Here is a 20,486-nt window from a genome sequence, read left to right as displayed (position 1 = left end):
GTAATGTTTAAGCAATACCTGCAAGTTACAAAACCAGGAATTATTTTCGGGAATTTAATTTCTGTGATCGGCGGATTTCTGTTGGCTTCTAAAGGCAACACGGATTACGCCCTGTTTCTCATCACCCTGGTGGGCGTGTCACTGGTGGTTGCATCCGGTTGTGTTTTCAACAATGTGATTGACCGTGACATTGATATCAAGATGGAGAGAACCAGGAATCGGGTGCTGGTAAAAGGCCTCATCTCCGCGAAAGTAAGCCTGGTTTATGCCACTGTGCTGGGTATTGCTGGCTTTGCGTTGCTCTACTTCGGTGCTAATCCGCTGGCCATGTGGCTGGCGGTAATGGGCTTCGTGGTTTACGTGGGCATTTACAGCCTCTACATGAAGCGTAACTCCGTTTACGGTACGCTGATTGGAAGCCTGTCGGGTGCTGCGCCGCCGGTTATCGGCTACTGCGCGGTCTCCAACCAGTTTGATGCTGGCGCGTTGATCCTGCTGGCTATCTTTAGCCTGTGGCAGATGCCGCATTCGTACGCGATTGCTATCTTCCGCTTTAAAGATTATCAGGCAGCAAACATCCCGGTTCTGCCGGTGGTGAAAGGCATTTCCGTGGCTAAGAATCATATTACGCTTTATATCCTGGCATTTATGATTGCCACGCTGATGCTGACGCTGGGAGGCTACGCGGGCTACAAATATCTGGTGGTGGCCGCTGCGGTCAGCGTCTGGTGGCTCGGCATGGCATTATCGGGTTACAAAACCGCAGATGACCGTGTCTGGGCGCGTAAACTGTTTGTCTTCTCTATCGTTACCATCACCGCGCTGAGCGTGATGATGTCGGTAGATTCGATGGCTCCGGCCTCGAAGGATCTGCTGACTTACGTCTGGTAACCGGTACCGATACAGTATGAAAAGGGCGCGATTTTCGCGCCCTTTCTTTTTGTTACCACTGCTTAAAAACTATTGTTTTACCCGCCCTGCCCCGCCCCCTAGAATAAATGCAGCACATTAACAGAGGTTGGAATGAACGATAATAAAATGACTCCGGTGGAGCTGCGCGCCACATGGGGCCTCGGTACGGTCTTTTCCCTGCGAATGCTGGGAATGTTTATGGTCCTGCCGGTACTGACCACTTATGGCATGGCATTACAGGGCGCGAGTGAAACCTTAATTGGCCTGGCAATAGGCATTTATGGCCTTGCCCAGGCAATATTTCAGATTCCTTTTGGTTTGCTCTCCGATCGCATTGGTCGTAAGCCGTTGATCGTCGGCGGACTGTTACTGTTTGTCCTTGGCAGTATTATCGCTGCCTGCACCGACTCTATCTGGGGCATTATTCTGGGCCGTGCGCTGCAGGGCTCGGGGGCGATTGCCGCTGCCGTGATGGCACTGTTATCTGATTTAACCCGTGAGCAGAACCGCACCAAAGCGATGGCGTTTATTGGCATCAGTTTTGGCGTCACCTTCGCGATTGCCATGGTGGTCGGCCCGATTGTCACTCACGCACTGGGCCTGCAGGCGCTGTTCTGGATGATTGCGATTCTGGCATCGCTGGGTATCATAATCACCCTGCTGGTGGTTCCATCCTCGTCTCATCATGTACTGAACCGTGAATCGGGCATGGTTAAAGGCAGCTTCCGTAAAGTGCTGGCTAACCCGCGTCTGGTGAAGCTCAATATCGGTATTTTCTGCCTGCACGTCCTGCTGATGTCGAGCTTTGTTGCATTGCCGGGGCAGTTTGAACAGGCAGGTTTCCCCGCCCCCGAACACTGGAAAGTCTATCTCTCCACCATGCTGATCGCCTTTGCCGGCGTGGTACCCTTCATCATTTATGCCGAAGTCAAGCGGCGTATGAAGCGCGTATTTATTGGCTGCGTAGGGATGATTGTCATTGCCGAGATCATATTGTGGGGCGCAGAAGGTCATTTCTGGACGCTGGTCGTTGGTGTTCAGCTCTTCTTCTTTGCCTTCAATCTGATGGAAGCCATTCTGCCTTCACTGATCAGTAAAGAGTCGCCCGCGGGCTATAAAGGCACGGCGATGGGGCTCTACTCCACCAGCCAGTTCCTGGGCGTGGCGGTTGGCGGCAGCATGGGTGGCTGGGTATTTGGGCATTTCGATGCACAAACCGTGTTTCTGGTGGGCGCGATGGTGGCTGCGGCCTGGCTGTTTGTCAGCATGACAATGCAGGAGCCGCCCTATGTCAGCAGCCTGCGCATTGTGCTGAGTGATGCCGCACTGGCTGTGCCGAATCTTGAGCAGCGTCTGAAAGCGCAGCCGGGGGTTAACTCTGTGTTTATCGTGCCTGAAGAGAAAAGCGCCTACATCAAAATCGACAGTAAGGTCACCAGCCGCCCCCAACTGGAAGCTCTGCTGGGTAGTTGCTAATTTAACACCGATTCTGGCGGTTAAATCTGGCCGGTTAGCTGTGAGATCGTGCGTGCATTAGAAACCGGCTTGATGGGAGCAAGCACGAGCTTAAGCTTCAAACACGCACTCGTTCTGTTGCAGACGACTCATAAACTTAAAGCGACGGGAGACTGTGCCTGTAGCAAAGCATCGCGGGCCAGGGATGGCCCGCGCTGAGCCGTCATGGAGGGCGCTTTTGCGTTTTTGCGAAAGGCACAGGCTCCCTGAGCAAGCGCGCGATCGCACAGACGCCATCCAACTCACCCCAGAATTTCGACTTGTTTAAAGCAATAGAAGCCCACCCAAACTCAACAACAAAAAACCCGGCCTTAGCCGGGTTTTTATCACTGCATTCATGCTTAAATTCAGCCTGCCCGCTTAATCGCGGAAGTTTTTAAACTGGAACGGCTGCCCCAGATTGCTGCCGCGCACGACTGCCATCGCACCCTGCAAATCATCACGCGCTTTGCCGGTTACCCGCAACGCCTCACCCTGAATCTGGGTCTGCACTTTCAGCTTGCTGTCTTTAATCAGCTTCACCAGCTTCTTCGCCACGTCGCTTTCAATGCCTTTTTTCAGTTTGGCATCGACCGCCCAGCTTTTGCCGCTGTGCTCAATCTCTTCCGGCACCTCCAGGGCGCCACCTTCAATCCCGCGCTTCAGCAACTTCTCACGCAAAATATCCACCAGCTGCTTAACCTGAAAATCAGACTCGCTGGTAATTTTGATGGTTTCATTCTTTTCGTTGAGCTCAAACTCGGCGCTCACGTTGCGGAAATCGAAGCGGGTAGACACTTCACGGTTGGCATTCTCCACCGCATTGCGAATTTCCTGCAGATCGACTTCTGAAACGATATCGAAAGATGGCATCTCTTCTTCTCCTGACGCTAAAGTGACATGCATAATACGCGTCTTAGGGTGCTAAATAAAATCAGGCTGCACACAACGCTATAATGAAGTTGTGACAGTGAATAACAAATGGATAGCCCGCCAGCGGGAGGCAGCATGAAAATTACCGTGTTAGGTTGCGGTGCTCTGGGTCAGATCTGGCTGACAGCGCTTGCCCGCCAGGGACATGAGGTACAGGGATGGTTGCGGGTGCCGCAGCCCTACTGTTCAGCCAATGTGATCGATCCACAAGGCAACATTTCGAATCGCACTTTTATCGCCAACGATCCGCTGTTTCTGGCGGAAAGCCAGCTGCTGCTGGTCACGCTCAAAGCCCCGCAGGTCTCGCCCGCGGTGAAAAATCTGGAAAGTGTTCTGCCAGAAAACTGTCCGGTAATGCTGCTGCACAATGGCATGGGAACGCTGGAAGAACTGAAAGGACTCACGCAACCGCTGCTGCGCGGCGTCACCACCCATGCGGCGATGCGCGATGGCACCGTCATCAAACACATTGCCAGTGGCATCACCCACATCGGCCCCGGTAATCGTAAAAGCGCCGCTTACAGTGATCTCGCTGACATCCTGCACCCTGCCCTGCCCGACGTCGCATGGCATGACAATATCCGCGCGGCCTGCTGGCGCAAGCTGGCAGTCAACTGCGTCATCAACCCGCTCAGTGTGGAGTATGAGTGCCAGAACGGCGCACTGCGCGCTTATCCGGAGCAGATTGCGCAATTGTGTGAAGAGATCAGCTGGGTCATGGAGCGCGAAGGCCAGAGCGTTGCCAGCGAAAGCCTGCAGGACATTATCTTCGACGTGATTGAAAGCACCGCGGCTAACACCTCTTCAATGCTGCAGGACGTACGCGCCCAGCGGCTGACCGAGATAGACTACATCAGCGGGTTTCTGCTGCGCCGCGCCCGGACGCATGGCCTGATGCTGACAGAGAATACCCGTCTGTATGACATTGTTAAACGCAAGGAGTCGCATTATGACCGCGAACGCATCGGTGCTGGTTTGCCTGGCACATGGCAGTGAAGAGATCGAAGCTGTCACCACCATTGACCTGCTGGTTCGGGCCGGGATGAAGGTCGTCACCGCCAGCGTCGAAAGCGATGGCAATCGGGAGATTGTCTGCTCACGGGGTGTTCGTCTGCTGGCTGACGTGCCGCTGGTCGAGGTAGCCGACAATAATTTCGCCGCCCTCGTCTTACCCGGCGGACTGAAAGGCGCCGAGACCTTTCGTGACAGTCCACTGTTAGTCGAAACGGTACGTCAGTTTCACCTCAATCAGAGGATTGTCGCCGCAATATGCGCAGCGGCAGGTACGGTACTGATCCCTCATGATCTTTTTCCGGTTGGCAACATGACCGGCTTTCCGGGCTTAAAAGAGACCATCCCGGCAGACAAGTGGATGGAACGACGTGTCGTCTGGGATCCACGCGTCAATCTGTTGACAAGCCAGGGGCCCGGCACAGCAATAGATTTTGCGCTGAAGCTGATTGATCTGCTGGTGGGAACAGAGATGGCGCGCGAGGTTGCCGCGCAACTGGTGGTGGCACCGGGCATTTATGACTATCAGGCTTAAAGCCATCTGGGTATAAACAATGCAGCCAGTCAGACCTTAACAGGCGCTGACTGGCACCAGTGCATGACTACGGGCGGTAGACTTTAACGTTTTTAAAGCCCTGCTCATGCAGATAGAGCGCTTGCAGACGACTCATGACACCACGATCGCAATAGAGCAACCAGGTCCGGTTCTGATCGAGGTCGCCAAACTGCGTATTGAGTTTGTAAAACGGCAGCGATTTCACTTCCGTCTCTTTCAGCTTCAGTGGGTTCTCTTCCTGCTCGTCGATGGCCCGGATATCCAGCACCACGTCATTTTCACTCAGCAGGGCGACGGTCTCAACTTCCACTACCTCTTCTTCTGTCTGCTCAGCGATGGTTCGGATGTCGACGTTGGTCGCTTCTTCCACTACCCGATCCAGAATCGTAAAGTCGAAATTCTGCTCTTCAGCCTCAATCTTCGCTTTTACTGCTCTAACCGTGGGGCTTTTTGAAATCACCCCACAATATTCCGGCATGGTGCTGGCAAAATCTTCGGTCCCGATCGCCCGGGCGATCCTGATGATGTGCTCTTTATCATGAGAGATCAGCGGACGCAGAATCAACGTATCAGACGCGTTATCAATCAGGCGCAGGTTGGTCAGCGTCTGGCTCGACACCTGACCCACCGCTTCACCGGTGACCAGCGCCTGCACGCCATAGCGCTCTGCAATCGTCGAGGCGGCACGCACCATCATGCGCTTTAGCACCACGCCCATCTGGCCGTCATCCACTTTTTCAAGGATTTCACCCACTACCGGCTCAAAATTAATAGCCACAAACCGCACGCGGTGTGAACGACCAAAACGATTCCACAAATAATGCGCAACCTGACGGACACCAATCTCATGAGCGGCGCCGCCAAGATTAAAGAAGCAGTAATGCACGCGGCTGCCGCGACGCAGCAACATATAGCTGGAGACGCCGGAGTCAAAACCGCCGGAAATAAGTGACAGCACATCTTCCTGCGTGCCGATCGGGAAGCCGCCTAATCCTTCGTAGCGTGCAGTCACCAGCGTCAGGCGATTCTCTTCAACTTCAAGATTTACCGTCACGTCCGGGTTTTTAAGCTGCACGCGGGCGCTTTCAATATGCTGATTCAGCCCCCCGCCAACATAGCGTTCCACATCCTGTGAACTGAAGCTATGCTTACCACGACGTTTAACACGCACGCAGAAGCTCTTCCCTTCAAGGCTGTCGCGATACTGCGCTAACGTCTGTTCAAAGATGTGATGAATATCGGTGTACTCGCGATCTTCAACCGCTAAAACGTGATGAATCCCCGGAATGCGCGTCAGCTCATCGGGAATAATGTCCCGCAGCACCGGATTTTTCGAACGCACTTCAATGTGATCCCAGTGACGCACAACGGCGATTTCGTCGCTAACGGTTTTCAGGACGTTGCGAATATTGCTGGCAAGAATCTTAATAAAGCGCAAACGCACCGATGGACTCTTGATGGTGATTTCAGGAAATAACTTGATAATAAACTTCATGGCGACACAGCTTCGTTGGGCAAATAAGTGCTAAAACAGGCAGCACTTAGCTGGTAAAATCACAAAATTGCGGGCTGCAAGGCGCAACCGCATCCGAGGCGCGGGAGTATATCACTTTTGTCAGGTGACTGCTTCTTCATCAGCCGCCGCATTGATTATTTTGCTAATCATAGGGTCTCAGCTACCATGACCGATTGCGAGATAATGTCCCAACCGTGAGTCGACACGAAATATGCCGAAAAAAGCCGAACAGCCAGCCAGCTTTGAAACGTCATTGCAGCAGCTGGAGCAGATTGTCAGCCGTCTGGAAAGTGGTGAATTGCCGCTGGAAGAAGCCCTGAACGAATTTGAGCGCGGCGTGCAGCTGGCGCGGACTGGTCAGCAGACGCTGCAGCAGGCTGAACAGCGGGTTCGAATTCTGCTGAACGATGATAAAGATGCCGACCTCACTGCTTTCACGCCGGAAAACGACTAATGGATTTCGCCCGATTACTCGACGCATATCAGCAGCAGGTGAACGCCGCGCTGACGCGTTTTATAGAGCCACTTCCTTTTCAGAGTTCTCCTCTGGTGAATGCCATGCATTATGGGGCATTATTAGGCGGTAAACGCCTGCGTCCTTTTCTGGTCTACGCTACTGGCGAAATGCTCCACGCCCACCCGGCGAGTCTGGATGCCCCCGCAGCCGCGGTTGAATGCATTCATGCGTACTCTCTGATTCATGACGATCTTCCTGCGATGGACGATGATGCACTGCGTCGCGGGCAGCCAACCTGTCACATTAAATATGGCGAAGATACCGCGATCCTGGCAGGCGACGCCCTGCAGACGCTGGCCTTTTCCATTCTGGCAGACGAAGTGATGCCGGGTGTCAGCGCTGAATATCGTCTGATGATGCTTTCAGAACTGGCAAAAGCCAGCGGGGTAGCCGGGATGTGTGGCGGACAGGCGCTCGATTTAGCGGCGGAAGGTAAATCCGTGGATCTCAACCAGCTGGAGCAGATTCATCGTCATAAAACCGGCGCGCTGATTCGCTCAGCGGTGCGGTTAGGTGCATTAACGGCAGGCGATGCTGGCCGTGAAGTCCTGCCGCTGCTCGATCGTTATGCAGAAGCTATCGGCCTCGCGTTTCAGGTGCAGGACGATATTCTGGATGTGGTGGGTGACACGGCGGTGATTGGAAAACGTCAGGGTGCCGATCAGCACCTGGGAAAAAGCACCTATCCTTCACTGTTAGGCCTTGAACATGCCCGTGCCAAAGCGCGGGATTTGTATCAGGAAGCCCTTGATGCTTTAGAATTGCTCGCTGCGCACTCTTATAACACCACAGCACTGCAGGCGCTGGCGAGCTTCATAATTGAACGCGACAAATAACTTCCATAATGAGTCTCTGATGAGTTTTGATATTGCTAAATACCCGACACTGTCGCTGGCAAACACGGTTCAGGCGCTGCGCGCCCTGCCAAAAGAGAAGTTGCCTGCGCTGTGTGATGAACTGCGTCAGTATCTGTTAGACAGTGTGAGCCGCTCCAGCGGCCATTTTGCATCGGGTCTGGGCGTAGTCGAACTGACGGTCGCACTGCATTATGTCTATAACACCCCCTTTGACCATCTGGTCTGGGATGTGGGTCATCAGGCTTATCCGCATAAAATTCTGACCGGTCGCCGCGATCGCATCGGCACTATTCGTCAGAAAAATGGTGTACATCCATTTCCGTGGCGCGGCGAAAGTGAATATGACGTGCTGAGCGTGGGTCACTCGTCGACCTCAATCAGTGCCGGTCTCGGCATGGCAGCAGCGGCAGAACGTGAAGGTCAGGGCCGTCGCACCGCCTGTATTATTGGCGATGGTGCCATCACCGCAGGCATGGCGTTTGAAGCGATGAATCATGCCGGTGATATCAAGCCGGACATGCTGGTTATTCTCAACGACAACGAGATGTCCATCTCCGAAAACGTTGGCGCGCTGAATAACCGTCTGGCGCAGATCCTGTCGGGTAAAACCTACGCGCGACTGCGCGAAGGCAGCAAGCGTGTGCTGACCAGCCTGCCACCAATTAAAGAGCTGGTAAGACGCACCGAAGAGCACCTCAAAGGCATGGTCGTGCCGGGCACCCTGTTTGAAGAGTTAGGCTTTAATTACATCGGGCCGGTTGACGGTCACGACGTGCTGACGCTGGTGAATACGCTGAGCAACATGCGCAACCTGAAAGGGCCGCAGTTCCTGCATATCATGACGAAGAAAGGCAAAGGCTACGCCCCGGCAGAGGAAGATCCGATTGCCTGGCATGCCGTACCAAAATTTGACCCGGCGATTGGCGAACTGCCTAAAAGCGCAGAGGGTCTGCCGAGCTACTCTAAAATCTTTGGTAACTGGCTGTGCGAAATGGCCGCGGACGATCCGAAGCTGATGGCAATTACGCCGGCGATGCGCGAAGGCTCCGGTATGGTGGCCTTCTCACGCGAATTTCCGAAGCAATATTTTGATGTGGCGATTGCTGAGCAGCATGCAGTCACCTTCGCTGCCGGTATGGCAATTGGCGGCTATAAGCCGATTGTTGCCATCTACTCTACCTTCCTGCAGCGCGCCTACGATCAGCTGATCCATGACGTGGCTATCCAGAAACTGCCGGTCCTGTTTGCTATCGATCGCGGTGGTATTGTTGGCGCGGATGGTCAGACTCACCAGGGCGCGTTTGATCTCGCCTATCTGCGCTGTGTGCCGGATATGGTGATCATGACCCCCAGCGATGAAAACGAGTGTCGGCAGATGCTCTACACCGGCTATCATCATCAGGATGGTCCCAGTGCGGTGCGCTATCCGCGCGGAACCGGTGTCGGTACGCCACTGGCACCGCTGCAGAGCCTGCCGCTGGGTAAAGCGGTTGTGAAACGTCAGGGTGAAAAGCTGGCAATTCTGAACTTTGGTACCCTGCTGCCAGAAGCGGCCGCCGCGGCAGAAGCACTGAATGCAACCCTGGTCGATATGCGCTTTGTGAAACCCCTGGATGAGACGCTGATCGCCGAGCTTGCCACCATGCACGACTCACTGATTACGCTGGAAGAAGGCGCAATTAAAGGCGGTGCTGGCAGCGGCGTAAATGAATTTATCATGGCGAAACGTCTGGCTGTTCCGGTACTGAACATCGGCCTGCCCGATGAATTCATCCCGCAGGGTACGCAGGATGAAGTCCGTCATGACTATCTGCTGGACGCAAAGGGCATTCAGCAACAGATCGCCCGCTGGCTGGCACAATAACCTCCCTTCTCCTTCTCTGCGCTCTCCTCTCGGGGAGCGCAACATCCTGCTATGCTAAAACCTTTGCACTTTCGCAGGAGCCTCCACTATGAAAACGATTCAACTGGGTACCACCGATCTGCAGGTATCGCGTCTTTGCCTTGGCTGTATGACTTATGGGGAGCCAACGCGCGGCAACCATGCCTGGACGCTGCCGGAAGCAAGCAGCCGTCCGTTGATCCAGCAGGCACTGAATGCGGGGATCAACTTTTTCGATACCGCCAACAGCTATTCAGATGGCAGCAGTGAAGAGATCCTGGGCCGGGCGCTGAAAGATTTTGCCCGCCGTGAAGAGATTGTGGTCGCCACCAAAGTTTATTTCCCGCTGACCAATCTGTCACAGGGCCTGTCGCGTAAAAATATCCTGCAATCCATTGATGACAGCCTGCAGCGTCTTAGCATGGAGTATGTCGATCTCCTGCAGATTCACCGCTGGGATTACGACACGCCGCTCGAAGAGACGCTGGAAGCACTGCATGAGGTGGTACAGTCTGGCAAAGCACGCTATATCGGTGCCTCATCAATGCACGCCAGCCAGTTTGCCCGCGCGTTGCAGATGCAGTCAGAACAGGGCTGGCATCGTTTTGTCAGCATGCAGGACCAGTACAACCTGATTCAGCGCGAAGAGGAGCGTGAAATGCATCCGCTCTGCCTGAAAGAGCAGATTGCCGTGCTACCCTGGAGTCCGCTGGCGCGCGGTAAGCTGACCCGCCCGTGGGGTGAAAGCACTGCGCGTTCGGCCTCTGATAAGGTGATGTCGTCGCTCTATGCCAGTACTGAAGAGAATGATGCCGTTATTGCGCAGCGGCTGGCGCAGGTTGCCGACAGTAAAGGCGTCACACGGGCGCAGGTGGCACTGGCCTGGCTGCTGAGTAAACCTGCCGTCACAGCACCGATTATTGGCGCGTCGCGTGCTGAGCAGTTTGAGGATCTGGTGAAGGCCGTTAATGTCACGTTGAGTGACGGGGAAATTGCACAGCTGGAAGAGGACTATCAGCCGCATCAGGCGGTAGGATTTGAGTAACGTTGAAAGGAAGGTGGCGCCCGGCACGGGCGGCACCTTATATCAAATGATTAGCATCGGCGGTTAACCCGCCAGCCAGACCCCAATGCCATACAGCATGGCAGCGGAAATCACGCCGGCAATAATGTCATCCACCATAATGCCCATGCCACCATGCACATTGCGGTCAAACCAGCGAATCGGCCACGGCTTCCACATATCAAGAATACGGAACAGCACAAAGCCACTTAATACCCATTGCCAGCTGTTGACAGGAATCGCCATCAGCGTAATCCACATGCCGATAAACTCATCCCAGACGATACTGCCGTGATCGTGTACGCCCATATCTTTGGCGGTACGATGACAGAGATAAACCCCAACGCAGATGCCGACCAGCACCACCAGCGAATAGAGATCCTGCGGCAGAAAAGTCATCAGCCACCAGAATGGGATGGCCGCCAGCGATCCCATGGTGCCGGGCACCACCGGGCTTAATCCGCTGCCGAAGCCGGTCGCCAGCAGATGCCAGGGATTGCTCATTCGCAAGCGACGCTTCGCCACGTCGTTATTTAGTATCAAAGTGATCAAACCCTTTATGACGGGATCTAGCTGGCTTGCCATTATCCAGCAGCGTTAAGCCTTCCGACTCCGGTGCTATCTGTCCGATGCAGGTATAGGGCACGCCCAGGTGACCCAGCGCCACATCGAGCGCACCGCGATTGACCTCGGGCACGGTGAAGCAGAGTTCGTAGTCTTCTCCGCCACTCAGCGCCCAGCGCAACACCTGTTCAGCTTCGAAATGGTCGCTTAGCGCAGCCGAAAGGGGCAATGCATCGAGGTTAAGCCGTGCACCGCAGCCGCTGGCTTTCAGCACATGGCTGAGATCGGAAATCAGGCCGTCGGAAAGATCTACCGCTGAGGAGGCGAGCGAACGCAGTGCCTGACCCTGCAGAATGCGCGGCATCGGCCGCAGATGACGTTTTATCAGTGCTTCATGCACCGCCGGATCGTGGATGCGACAGTGGTGTTGCAGCAGCGCCAGACCTGCCGCGCTGTCACCCAGCGTGCCGGTCACGTAGATCCAGTCGCCCGGCTTCGCACCGGAACGTTTCAGCGCGCGTCCCTGCGGCACCAGACCGTGAATCGCCAGCGTCAGGCTCAGCGGACCCCGCGTGGTGTCGCCGCCCACCAGCTGCATATCGTAATATTCCAGCAGTTCAAACAGGCTTTCGCTGAAGGCAGACAGCCAGCTTTCATCGACCTGCGGCAGCGTTAAGGCCAGCGTCAGCCAGGCGGGATCAGCGCCCATGGCAGCAAGGTCGCTGAGATTAACAGCCAGGGCTTTGTAGCCCAGATCGGCAGGATGAATATCCCGTAAGAAGTGCATACCCGCGACCAGGGTATCGGTGCTGATCGCCAGCGTCTGTTTATCCGGCACGCTAAGTAACGCACAATCGTCACCGATGCCGAGCTCGACATCACGGCGGCTGCGTGTTCTGCGGTTGAAGTAGCGTGCGATGAGTTCAAATTCACCACAAGACATAATTGCGTTCCGCTTAACCCTTAATGATAAAAGGCCGGCAAGCCGGCCTTTTTGTTTATTTGCGATTGGGTCGAATTTGTGGACCGGCTTTATCCAGCACACCGTTAACAAATTTATGGCTGTCTTCAGCACCGAAAACTTTCGCCAGCTCGATGCCTTCGTTGATGGCCACTTTATAAGGCACATCATTACGTTTGCTCAGCTCATACAGCGAGATGCGCAGGATAGCTTTTTCTACCTGCCCCAGCTCTTCAAGCTGACGCGACAGGTAGGGCTTCATCAGTCCATCCAGATACGCACTGTTGGTCGCCACACCGGACAGCAGTTCGCGGAAGTAGGTAATGTCGACGTCTTTGACGTCCTGTTCCGCCAGAAACTGGTATTCCACATCGGCAATGTCGTTATTCGACAACTGCCAGGAGTAAAGCGCCTGAACAGCGCACTCACGGGCGCGACGACGAGCAGCAGGTTTCACAAAATTCCCCTTACAAAAATCAGGCTTTAATGGCTTTCAATACGTTGATCATTTCGAGCGCAGTCAGTGCCGCTTCAGCACCTTTGTTACCCGCTTTGGTGCCAGCACGCTCAATGGCCTGCTCAATGCTTTCCGTGGTCAGCACGCCAAACGCGACAGGAATGTTGCTGTTCATAGCAACGCTGGCGATACCGGAGCTGGCTTCACCCGCCACATATTCGAAGTGCGCAGTGCCACCACGAATGACGGTGCCGAGTGCAATAATGGCATCATATTTGCCGGAGTTGGCCAGGGCGCGTGCTGCCAGAGGCAGTTCGTATGCACCAGGCACCCAGACTACAGTGATATTGTCATCTTTGACCTGGCCGATACGTTTCAGGGCATCAACTGCACCATCCAACAGGCTGTCATTAATGAAGTTGTTAAAACGCGCAATAACGATGGCAACATTGGCCTCAGGCGTTGCAACAGCAGCTTCGATAACTTTCATACTTATCCTTTCAGGGGTTTGGTTGGCCCCGCGCAGGGGGGCGGATTCTATCATACTCTTGGGCGGCGTGCTCTTGCTTTTCCGACCGCGTCATTGTGGTGTCAGGGTCAGGCGTAAATCGTCACCAACCTGCCGGACGTCACTGAAACGGAAGGCAGGTGCATCAGCCAGCTGGCTGAGTCCCGGCAGCTGGCACAGGCCGCGTCCTTCATGACCTAACACCTTAGGTGCCAGATAAACGATCAGTTCATCGACCAGCCCGGCCTGCAACAGCGCGCCGGCCAACGTTGCGCCTGCTTCAACCCAGACACTGTTAATCTGTCGCTGTCCCAGCAACATCATCATCGCCACCAGATCCAGCTGCTGTTCACGCAGCGGAACAGCAATCTGCGTCACATCAGCAGGCCAGGTCTGCTGATCCGGCTGATGACGCATTAGCCAGGTTTCGCCCGGCTGCGAAATGAGCCGATGTTGGGGTGTGACGCGATTCTGACTGTCGATAATCACCCGCACCGGCTGACGCAATTGCTGCTCATTGAGCAGTGCCTGGCTGTCAGCATTGAGTTCAGACCAGCGTACCGTCAGGGAAGGATCATCCGCCAGCACCGTGGCGCCGCTACTCAGGATCGCGGCACTTTGCGCACGCAGACGCTGCACATCACGGCGGGCAGCCTCAGAGGTGATCCACTGGCTTTCGCCGCTGGCCATTGCCGTGCGACCATCCAATGACGCGCCCAGCTTGAGCTGAATCCAGGGAAAGCCGGTGCGCATCCGCTTGAGAAAGCCGCGATTCAGCGCCTCCGCTTCCGGCATCATCAGACCGTGGCTCACGTCAATGCCAGCCTGATGTAGACGGTGCAGTCCGCGACCCGCCACCTGCGGATTAGGGTCCTGCATGGCGGCCACGACACGGGTCACGCCCGCAGCGATCAGCGCATCACAGCAGGGTGGCGTGCGGCCATGATGGCTGCACGGTTCCAGCGTGACATAGGCAGTTGCGCCACGCGCTTTCTCACCAGCCAGGCGCAGGGCATGAACTTCAGCGTGAGGTTCACCGGCGCACTGATGCCAGCCCTCACCCACCACGGCGCCATCCCGCACAATTACGCAGCCCACATTGGGGTTCGGCATCGTCGTAAAACGACCACGTCGCGCCAGTTCCAGCGCGCGCGCCATATAAAGTTCATCCATGGTTTAATCCTGTAACCGGGCGATCTCTTCGCCAAAATCGCGAATATCTTCAAAGCTGCGGTAAACCGAGGCGAAGCGAATATAGGCGACTTTATCAAGCTTCTTCAGCTCATCCATCACCAGATTGCCAATCAGCTTACTGGGGATCTCACGTTCGCCGGTGGCGCGCAACTGAGTTTTAATATGGTTAACGGCGCTTTCAACCGCGTCGGCGCTGACCGGACGCTTCTCAAGCGCTTTCATCATCCCGCTGGCCATTTTGTCTTCATTAAAAGGTTCGCGCACGTCATTGCTTTTCACCACGCGCGGCATCACCAGTTCCGCCACCTCAAAGGTGGTGAAGCGTTCATGACACATCAGACACTGGCGGCGGCGTCGCACCGAGGAGCCTTCACTAACCAGACGAGAATCAATCACTTTGGTGTCCACAGCGGAGCAGAATGGGCAATGCATGACGTTTCCTGACGCGAAATAGATGGGTCAGACAGTGTAGCGCGAACTGCGGATCAACAAAATCTCTTCCGTGCCTTTCCTGGAGATCTCCTCGCAGGATAAACGATGCTAAATTTCGTCTGCAGCAAAAGGGACTACGCTTTAAGAGCTACAATTAAAATTTTCCACTAACACATTGGAGGTTGTATGGGTCTGTTTAACTTTGTGAAAGAAGCAGGTGAAAAACTATGGGATGCTGTCAACGGCGGTGATGACCAGAATAAAAAGCTGCAGGATCACATCAACAAACTCGGTTTACCCGACAGTGACAAAGTTGACGTTAAGGTCAATGGCGATACGGTGACCGTGAGCGGTGAGGGCCTCTCCCAGGAGCTGAAAGAGAAGATTCTGATCGCTGCAGGTAACGTTGCAGGCATCACTAAAGTGGAAGATAAGGTTTCCGTGACAGACAGCGCGACCGAGTCAGAACTTTATACCGTGAAAAAAGGGGATACGCTGAGCGCCATTTCCAAGCAGGTTTATGGAAATGCGAACGAATACAACAAGATTTTCGAAGCGAATAAGCCAATGCTCACTCATCCTGATAAGATCTATCCTGGCCAGGTTTTACGTATTCCAAAATAACGGACAAAGATAACTTATGAAAAGGATGGTTTGGGTTCCGGTGGCGCTCGCTCTGGTGACGCTGAGCGGCTGCAGCAGCACTGCCAGCAATCCGCAGGTCAAAGAACTGCATCAGGAAGTGAGTCAGCTTAATCAGCAGATGCAGCATCTGACCACGCAGGCCAGCGCGCTGGAGATTCAGGGGCAGCTCAACAACCACTCGCAGCAGGGTGCATGGCTGGTGCCGCAGGCAAATACGCCCGTGGCGCTGCAAACACAGCTTGGTACGCTGCGACTGACACTGTCGCCTGTTACCGCTGAAGCCAGCGGCTCGCGGGCCACCCTGACCGTACGCTCAATGGACGATCGGCCCCTGCCCGCCCTGCGCACGACGGTAATCTGGGGTGAACTCGACCCGTCGACCGGTAAACCGCTGAGTAATGACAGTCTGAGCCAGACAGTCGTGGTGCCAGCCTCACTGTTACCGCAGCATTCGGCGAGCATACTACTGCGCCTCAGCGGCCTTGCACCGGAGCAATTAGGTTATGTCCGCGTGCATAACGTTACCGGCGACGCGACGACCCAGACCTCACCTGCCTCACCCGCTAGCCCTGAGTAAGCAGTGCAAAAAAAACGGGCAGCCACAAGGCTGCCCGTTTTTATTTCTTCGCGCGATTAAGGCAGGATAGAAGGCTGATCGGCACCCTCTTTCTCGACTTTTTGCACCAGCATATGTTCACGTTTCATGCCCAGCTTCAGCGCCAGCGCTGAAGAGACATAAATCGATGAAATCGTACCAATCGTCACCCCAATCAGCATGGTCAGTGAGAAGCCTTTCAGCAACGCACCACCAAATACGAAGAGGATGAGGATCATCGCCAGCGTGGTCAGCGAGGTAATCAGCGTACGGCTTAACGTCTGGGTCAGTGACACGTTAGTAATATCGTAAGAGCTGCCGCGACGGATCTTGCGGAAGTTTTCACGAATACGGTCCGACACCACGATTTTATCGTTGAGCGAGTAGCCAATCACCGACATCAGCGAGGCGACAATCGTCAGGTCGATTTCAATGCGGAACAGCGCCAGCAGGCCGCAGGTAATGATTACGTCATGCGCCAGCGCCAGCACGGTACCCAGCGCCAGACGCCACTCAAAGCGAAAACCGATATAGATCAGAATCGCAATCAGCGCGGACAACAGCGCCATCGCTCCCGCCTGCGCCAGGTCGCTGCCCACACTCGGGCCAACGAACTCAATGCGCTTAACGGTAGCGTTTTGCTGAGTGGTCTGGTTAATCACCGAGACCACTTTGTTACCTAACTCGGTACCCGCCGGGCCGGTAACCGGTGCCATGCGCACCATCACGTCGCGGCTGCTGCCAAAGTTCTGCACCAGCGGCTCGTCAAAGCCCGCTTTCACCAGTTCACTACGCAGCATGTCGAGTTCGGCCGGTTTTTCCAACGCGATCTCAATCACCGTCCCGCCGGTGAAATCAAGGCCCCAGTTAAAACCACGCACACCCACGATTGCAATCGCGGCCAGAATCAGCAGTCCTGAAATGATGAAGGCCAGCTTATCCCAGCGCATAAAGTCAACGACTTTACGCCCGTGGTTCAACTGCTCAATGTTATATTCCTGTGCCACAACGCACTCCTCAGATAGACAGCTTGTTGATGCGTTTGCCACCGTAAACCAGGTTAACAATGGCACGGGTACCGATAATCGCGGTGAACATTGAGGTCGCGATACCAATTGCAGTGGTAATGGCAAAACCTTTGATCGAACCGGTGCCGACCGCGTAAAGAATGATAACTTTGATCAGGGTAGTCACGTTCGCATCGACAATACTTGAGAAGGCGCCTTTATAGCCTTCATGAATTGCCTGCTGAACCGAACGCCCGTTACTGAGTTCTTCTTTAATACGTTCGTTAATCAGTACGTTGGCATCAACCGCCACCGCCAGGGTTAACACGATACCGGCAATACCCGGCATGGTCAGGGTCGCGCCCGGCAACAGAGACATAATGCCGACAATCAGCACCAGGTTTACCAACAGTGCGCTGGTCGCAATCAGACCAAACTTCTTGTAGAACACCACCATAAACAGGATTGAGGCAAGCAGCCCCCACAGGCAGGCTTCAAGACCCTGAGTAATGTTCTGCTGACCCATGGTCGGCCCGATAGTACGCTCTTCCACAATCTGGATTGGCGCAATCAGCGCACCGGCACGCAGCAGCAGCGAGAGCTGACGTGCTTCGTTCGGGTTGTTGATTCCGGTAATGCGGAAGCTGTTCCCCAGGCGAGACTGGATATTAGCGACGTTAATCACCTCTTCCTGTTTCACCAGAATTGAACGGCCATTGGCATCTTTTTTACCGCTGTCTTTGTACTCCACAAACAGGGTCGCCATCGGCTTGCCAATGTTGTCCTTAGTGAAGTTCGACATGATGTTACCGCCTGCACCATCCAGTGAAATGTTCACCTGTGGCTGGTTGTACTCATCCATGCTGGAGGTCGAGTCGGTGATGTGGTCACCGGTCAGGATCACCCGCTTGTAGAGCACCACCGGCTGGCCATCACGCATGTCTTTCACTTCAGAGTCACCTGGAACCCGGCCATTGGCCGCCGCCGTTGGATCCACGCTGGTGTTCACCAGACGGAATTCCAGCGTCGCGGTTGCGCCCAGAATCTCTTTAGCGCGCGCCGTATCCTGAATGCCCGGCAGTTCAACCACGATACGATCGGAACCCTGACGCTGTACCAGCGGTTCCGCCACGCCCAGCTGGTTTACACGGTTACGCAGAATCGTAATGTTCTGCTGAACCGCATATTCACGCGCTTCGCTGAGACGGGCATCGCTCATGGTGGCACGCAGGGCATCACTGCCACTGCTGTTGATCACCAGATCCTGATGACGCGAGGTCAGCCAGGAGATCGCCGCATCACGGCTTGCAGCGTCACGGAAACGAATTTCCACGCCGTAGTTCGCGACTTTGTTGACGGTGGTGTAAGGGATATTTTTGGTGCGCAGGTCGCTACGCAGCGTGTCAGCATTCTGCTCCTGCAGCTTACCAAGCGCGGTGTCCATGTCCACTTCCATCAGGAAGTGCACACCACCACGCAGATCGAGACCGAGTTTCATCGGCTCGGCTGACAGCATCGTCAGCCAGCGAGGCGTGGCTGGCGCAAGGTTCAGCGCGACAACGTAGTTTTCACCTAGCGCTTTCATGATCGCTTCACGGGCGCGTAACTGCACATCCGTATTGGCGAAGCGCGCGGTAATGGCACCATTTTCCAGCGCAACAGATTTGCTCTGGATATTGTCTTGTTTTAATGCGGACTGAATTTGATCCAACGTCTGCTCACTGGCGGCGCTTCCGCGCGCACCAGTGATTTGAACGGCCGGATCCTCACCATACAGGTTGGGAAGCGCATAGAGCAGGCCGACGAGAATCACGACGACCAGCATTACGTACTTCCACAAAGGATAACGATTTAACACGGCAGTTCCCTTAGGGAAGAAAGAATTACAGCGCCTTGATAGTGCCTTTAGGCAGCACGGCGGCAACGAAATCACGTTTAATGACCACTTCATTGGTGTCATTCAGCGCAATAGCAACGTAGCCCGTGTCAGAGACTTTTGTTACGCGGCCTACCAGCCCACCGCTGGTCAACACTTCATCACCCTTAGAGATGGAATCCATCAGCTTCTTGTGCTCTTTCGCACGTTTCTGCTGCGGACGCAGGATCATGAAATAGAAAATCAGACCAAACACCACCAGCATGATCACCAGAGAATACGGACTTCCCTGAGACGGTGCGCCAGCTGCTGCCACGGCGTCAGAAATGAATAAGCTCATTAAAATTCCCTCATTGATAAATTGTCAGACGTTAATGGCGGAGCTTCTTTGCCCGTCCGTTGGTAAAACTCGGTTACAAAGCGCTCTAATTTACCCTCTTCGATGGCCTGGCGTAAACCTGCCATCAGACGCTGGTAATAGCGCAAATTGTGGATAGTATTCAGACGCGCGCCCAGTATTTCGTTACAACGGTCGAGATGATACAAGTAGGCACGGCTATAATTGCGACAGGTGTAACAATCACACTCCGCATCCAGTGGCGCAGTGTCATCTTTGTAGCGGGCGTTGCGGATCTTCACCACGCCCTCGGTCACAAACAGGTGACCATTTCGGGCGTTACGGGTCGGCATCACGCAGTCAAACATATCAACGCCGCGACGTACGCCTTCAACCAGATCTTCTGGCTTGCCGACGCCCATCAGATAACGCGGTTTATCCTGCGGAAGCTGCGGACAGACGTGCTCAAGAATACGGTGCATATCCTGCTTAGGCTCACCCACCGCCAGGCCGCCCACAGCGTACCCATCAAAGCCAATCTCTACCAGACCTTTCACCGACACATCTCGTAAATCTTCGTAAACCGAGCCTTGAATAATGCCAAATAACGCATTTTTATTGCCGAGGCTATCGAAACGATCACGACTGCGTTGCGCCCAGCGCAGCGACATTTCCATGGAGCGTTTGGCGTAGTCCCAGTCCGCCGGATAAGGCGTACATTCATCGAAAATCATGACGATGTCAGACCCGAGGTCGTACTGAATCTCCATCGATTTTTCCGGATCGAGGAAAATCGGGTCACCATTGATCGGGTTACGGAAATGAACGCCCGCTTCGGTGATTTTACGGATGTCGCCAAGGCTGAAGACCTGGAAGCCGCCAGAGTCGGTCAGAATCGGTCCTTTCCACTGCATAAAGTCATGCAGATCGCCATGCAGTTTCATGATCTCCTGACCCGGACGCAGCCAAAGATGGAAGGTATTACCCAGAATGATCTGCGCACCGGTCTCCTGCACTTCTTCCGGCGTCATGCCTTTAACGGTGCCATAAGTGCCCACTGGCATAAACGCAGGGGTTTCCACCACGCCGCGATCAAAAATCAGACGGCCACGGCGTGCGCGCCCGTCTGTGGTATCAAGTTCAAATTTCACAACGCCTCCATCGGAGAA

At 54.6% G+C, this 20,486-nt stretch carries 22 protein-coding genes; 10 read left to right on the top strand and 12 right to left on the bottom strand.

Annotation, left to right across the window (positions count from 1 at the left end; genetic code table 11):
- Positions 1-3 precede the first annotated feature (3 nt).
- The gene (gene cyoE, locus WFO64_RS00660; RefSeq protein ID WP_010255394.1) at positions 4-891 is read left to right on the top strand and encodes a heme o synthase; all 888 of its coding nucleotides are present in this window, start codon (positions 4-6) and stop codon (positions 889-891) included.
- Positions 892-1,023: 132 nt separating this feature from the next.
- The gene (locus WFO64_RS00655; RefSeq protein WP_337008073.1) at positions 1,024-2,388 is read left to right on the top strand and encodes an MFS transporter; all 1,365 of its coding nucleotides are present in this window, start codon (positions 1,024-1,026) and stop codon (positions 2,386-2,388) included.
- 399 nt (positions 2,389-2,787) lie between these two features.
- On the opposite strand, the gene WFO64_RS00650 is transcribed toward WFO64_RS00655, so the two are convergent.
- A complete protein-coding gene (locus WFO64_RS00650; RefSeq protein ID WP_337008071.1) occupies positions 2,788-3,279 on the bottom strand; it encodes a YajQ family cyclic di-GMP-binding protein in 492 nt (163 codons plus the stop codon).
- Positions 3,280-3,414: 135 nt separating this feature from the next.
- On the opposite strand from WFO64_RS00650, the gene panE reads away from it, so the two are divergent.
- Together panE and yajL are read left to right on the top strand one after the other, a co-directional pair.
- Positions 3,415-4,335, top strand: a complete 921-nt coding sequence (gene panE / locus WFO64_RS00645; RefSeq protein ID WP_337008069.1) for a 2-dehydropantoate 2-reductase — start codon at positions 3,415-3,417, stop codon at positions 4,333-4,335.
- Positions 4,289-4,885: a protein deglycase YajL gene (gene yajL, locus WFO64_RS00640; protein ID WP_337008067.1), complete on the top strand. Its 597-nt coding sequence runs from the start codon at positions 4,289-4,291 to the stop codon at positions 4,883-4,885. Before panE ends, yajL begins: the two co-directional genes overlap by 47 nt.
- A gap of 67 nt (positions 4,886-4,952) precedes the next feature.
- On the opposite strand, the gene thiI is transcribed toward yajL, so the two are convergent.
- Entirely contained in the window at positions 4,953-6,401 is a 1,449-nt protein-coding gene (gene thiI, locus WFO64_RS00635; RefSeq protein ID WP_337008065.1) for a tRNA uracil 4-sulfurtransferase ThiI, read from the bottom strand.
- Between the two features lie 232 nt (positions 6,402-6,633).
- Here thiI and xseB point away from each other — a divergent pair, with 232 nt between their 5' ends.
- The 4 genes from xseB (at position 6,634) to WFO64_RS00615 (ending at position 10,723) form a co-directional block, all read left to right on the top strand.
- The gene (gene xseB / locus WFO64_RS00630) at positions 6,634-6,876 is read left to right on the top strand and encodes an exodeoxyribonuclease VII small subunit (protein ID WP_337008062.1); all 243 of its coding nucleotides are present in this window, start codon (positions 6,634-6,636) and stop codon (positions 6,874-6,876) included.
- Positions 6,876-7,775, top strand: a complete 900-nt coding sequence (ispA, locus tag WFO64_RS00625) for a (2E,6E)-farnesyl diphosphate synthase (protein ID WP_337008060.1) — start codon at positions 6,876-6,878, stop codon at positions 7,773-7,775. Before xseB ends, ispA begins: the two co-directional genes overlap by 1 nt.
- Positions 7,776-7,794: 19 nt before the next feature.
- Entirely contained in the window at positions 7,795-9,660 is a 1,866-nt protein-coding gene (dxs, locus tag WFO64_RS00620; protein WP_337008058.1) for a 1-deoxy-D-xylulose-5-phosphate synthase, read from the top strand.
- Positions 9,661-9,748: 88 nt separating this feature from the next.
- The gene (locus WFO64_RS00615) at positions 9,749-10,723 is read left to right on the top strand and encodes an aldo/keto reductase (protein ID WP_337008056.1); all 975 of its coding nucleotides are present in this window, start codon (positions 9,749-9,751) and stop codon (positions 10,721-10,723) included.
- Positions 10,724-10,786: 63 nt separating this feature from the next.
- On the opposite strand, the gene pgpA is transcribed toward WFO64_RS00615, so the two are convergent.
- The 6 genes from pgpA to nrdR form a co-directional block, all read right to left on the bottom strand.
- The gene (pgpA, locus tag WFO64_RS00610; protein ID WP_337008054.1) at positions 10,787-11,326 is read right to left on the bottom strand and encodes a phosphatidylglycerophosphatase A; all 540 of its coding nucleotides are present in this window, start codon (positions 11,324-11,326) and stop codon (positions 10,787-10,789) included.
- The gene (gene thiL, locus WFO64_RS00605; protein WP_337008052.1) at positions 11,271-12,248 is read right to left on the bottom strand and encodes a thiamine-phosphate kinase; all 978 of its coding nucleotides are present in this window, start codon (positions 12,246-12,248) and stop codon (positions 11,271-11,273) included. The genes pgpA and thiL overlap by 56 nt, the downstream gene beginning before the upstream one ends.
- A gap of 55 nt (positions 12,249-12,303) precedes the next feature.
- The gene (gene nusB / locus WFO64_RS00600) at positions 12,304-12,723 is read right to left on the bottom strand and encodes a transcription antitermination factor NusB (protein WP_010255372.1); all 420 of its coding nucleotides are present in this window, start codon (positions 12,721-12,723) and stop codon (positions 12,304-12,306) included.
- A 19-nt stretch (positions 12,724-12,742) separates the two neighbouring features.
- Entirely contained in the window at positions 12,743-13,213 is a 471-nt protein-coding gene (ribH, locus tag WFO64_RS00595; protein WP_337008050.1) for a 6,7-dimethyl-8-ribityllumazine synthase, read from the bottom strand.
- A gap of 90 nt (positions 13,214-13,303) precedes the next feature.
- Entirely contained in the window at positions 13,304-14,404 is a 1,101-nt protein-coding gene (gene ribD / locus WFO64_RS00590; protein WP_337008048.1) for a bifunctional diaminohydroxyphosphoribosylaminopyrimidine deaminase/5-amino-6-(5-phosphoribosylamino)uracil reductase RibD, read from the bottom strand.
- 3 nt (positions 14,405-14,407) lie between these two features.
- Positions 14,408-14,857, bottom strand: a complete 450-nt coding sequence (gene nrdR, locus WFO64_RS00585; RefSeq protein WP_009091750.1) for a transcriptional regulator NrdR — start codon at positions 14,855-14,857, stop codon at positions 14,408-14,410.
- A gap of 186 nt (positions 14,858-15,043) precedes the next feature.
- Here nrdR and lysM point away from each other — a divergent pair, with 186 nt between their 5' ends.
- Together lysM and WFO64_RS00575 are read left to right on the top strand one after the other, a co-directional pair.
- Complete coding sequence (lysM, locus tag WFO64_RS00580; protein WP_337008046.1) at positions 15,044-15,481, top strand: peptidoglycan-binding protein LysM; 438 nt, start codon at positions 15,044-15,046, stop codon at positions 15,479-15,481.
- A gap of 16 nt (positions 15,482-15,497) precedes the next feature.
- On the top strand, positions 15,498-16,079 hold the full coding sequence (locus tag WFO64_RS00575) for a DUF3251 domain-containing protein (RefSeq protein WP_337008044.1): 582 nt from the start codon (positions 15,498-15,500) through the stop codon (positions 16,077-16,079).
- Positions 16,080-16,135: 56 nt separating this feature from the next.
- On the opposite strand, the gene secF is transcribed toward WFO64_RS00575, so the two are convergent.
- The 4 genes from secF to tgt are packed head-to-tail and all read right to left on the bottom strand — an operon-like array spanning position 16,136 to position 20,468.
- Positions 16,136-17,104, bottom strand: coding sequence for a protein translocase subunit SecF (gene secF / locus WFO64_RS00570; protein ID WP_337008042.1), 969 nt, complete (start codon positions 17,102-17,104; stop codon positions 16,136-16,138).
- Between the two features lie 10 nt (positions 17,105-17,114).
- Positions 17,115-18,962, bottom strand: coding sequence for a protein translocase subunit SecD (secD, locus tag WFO64_RS00565; protein ID WP_337008040.1), 1,848 nt, complete (start codon positions 18,960-18,962; stop codon positions 17,115-17,117).
- A gap of 25 nt (positions 18,963-18,987) precedes the next feature.
- The gene (gene yajC, locus WFO64_RS00560; RefSeq protein ID WP_009091760.1) at positions 18,988-19,320 is read right to left on the bottom strand and encodes a preprotein translocase subunit YajC; all 333 of its coding nucleotides are present in this window, start codon (positions 19,318-19,320) and stop codon (positions 18,988-18,990) included.
- Positions 19,320-20,468 carry a tRNA guanosine(34) transglycosylase Tgt gene (gene tgt, locus WFO64_RS00555; RefSeq protein ID WP_337008038.1) on the bottom strand — a complete coding sequence of 383 codons (1,149 nt, stop codon included), beginning with the start codon at positions 20,466-20,468 and terminating at the stop codon, positions 19,320-19,322. The genes yajC and tgt overlap by 1 nt, the downstream gene beginning before the upstream one ends.
- Positions 20,469-20,486 lie beyond the last annotated feature (18 nt).

It is taken from the genome of Pantoea sp. AS142 (genome assembly GCF_037152305.1).
Taxonomy (GTDB): domain Bacteria; phylum Pseudomonadota; class Gammaproteobacteria; order Enterobacterales; family Enterobacteriaceae; genus Pantoea.
The sequence above is the reverse complement of the archived record's forward strand: the minus strand, read 5'-3'. Positions and strand labels throughout refer to the sequence as shown.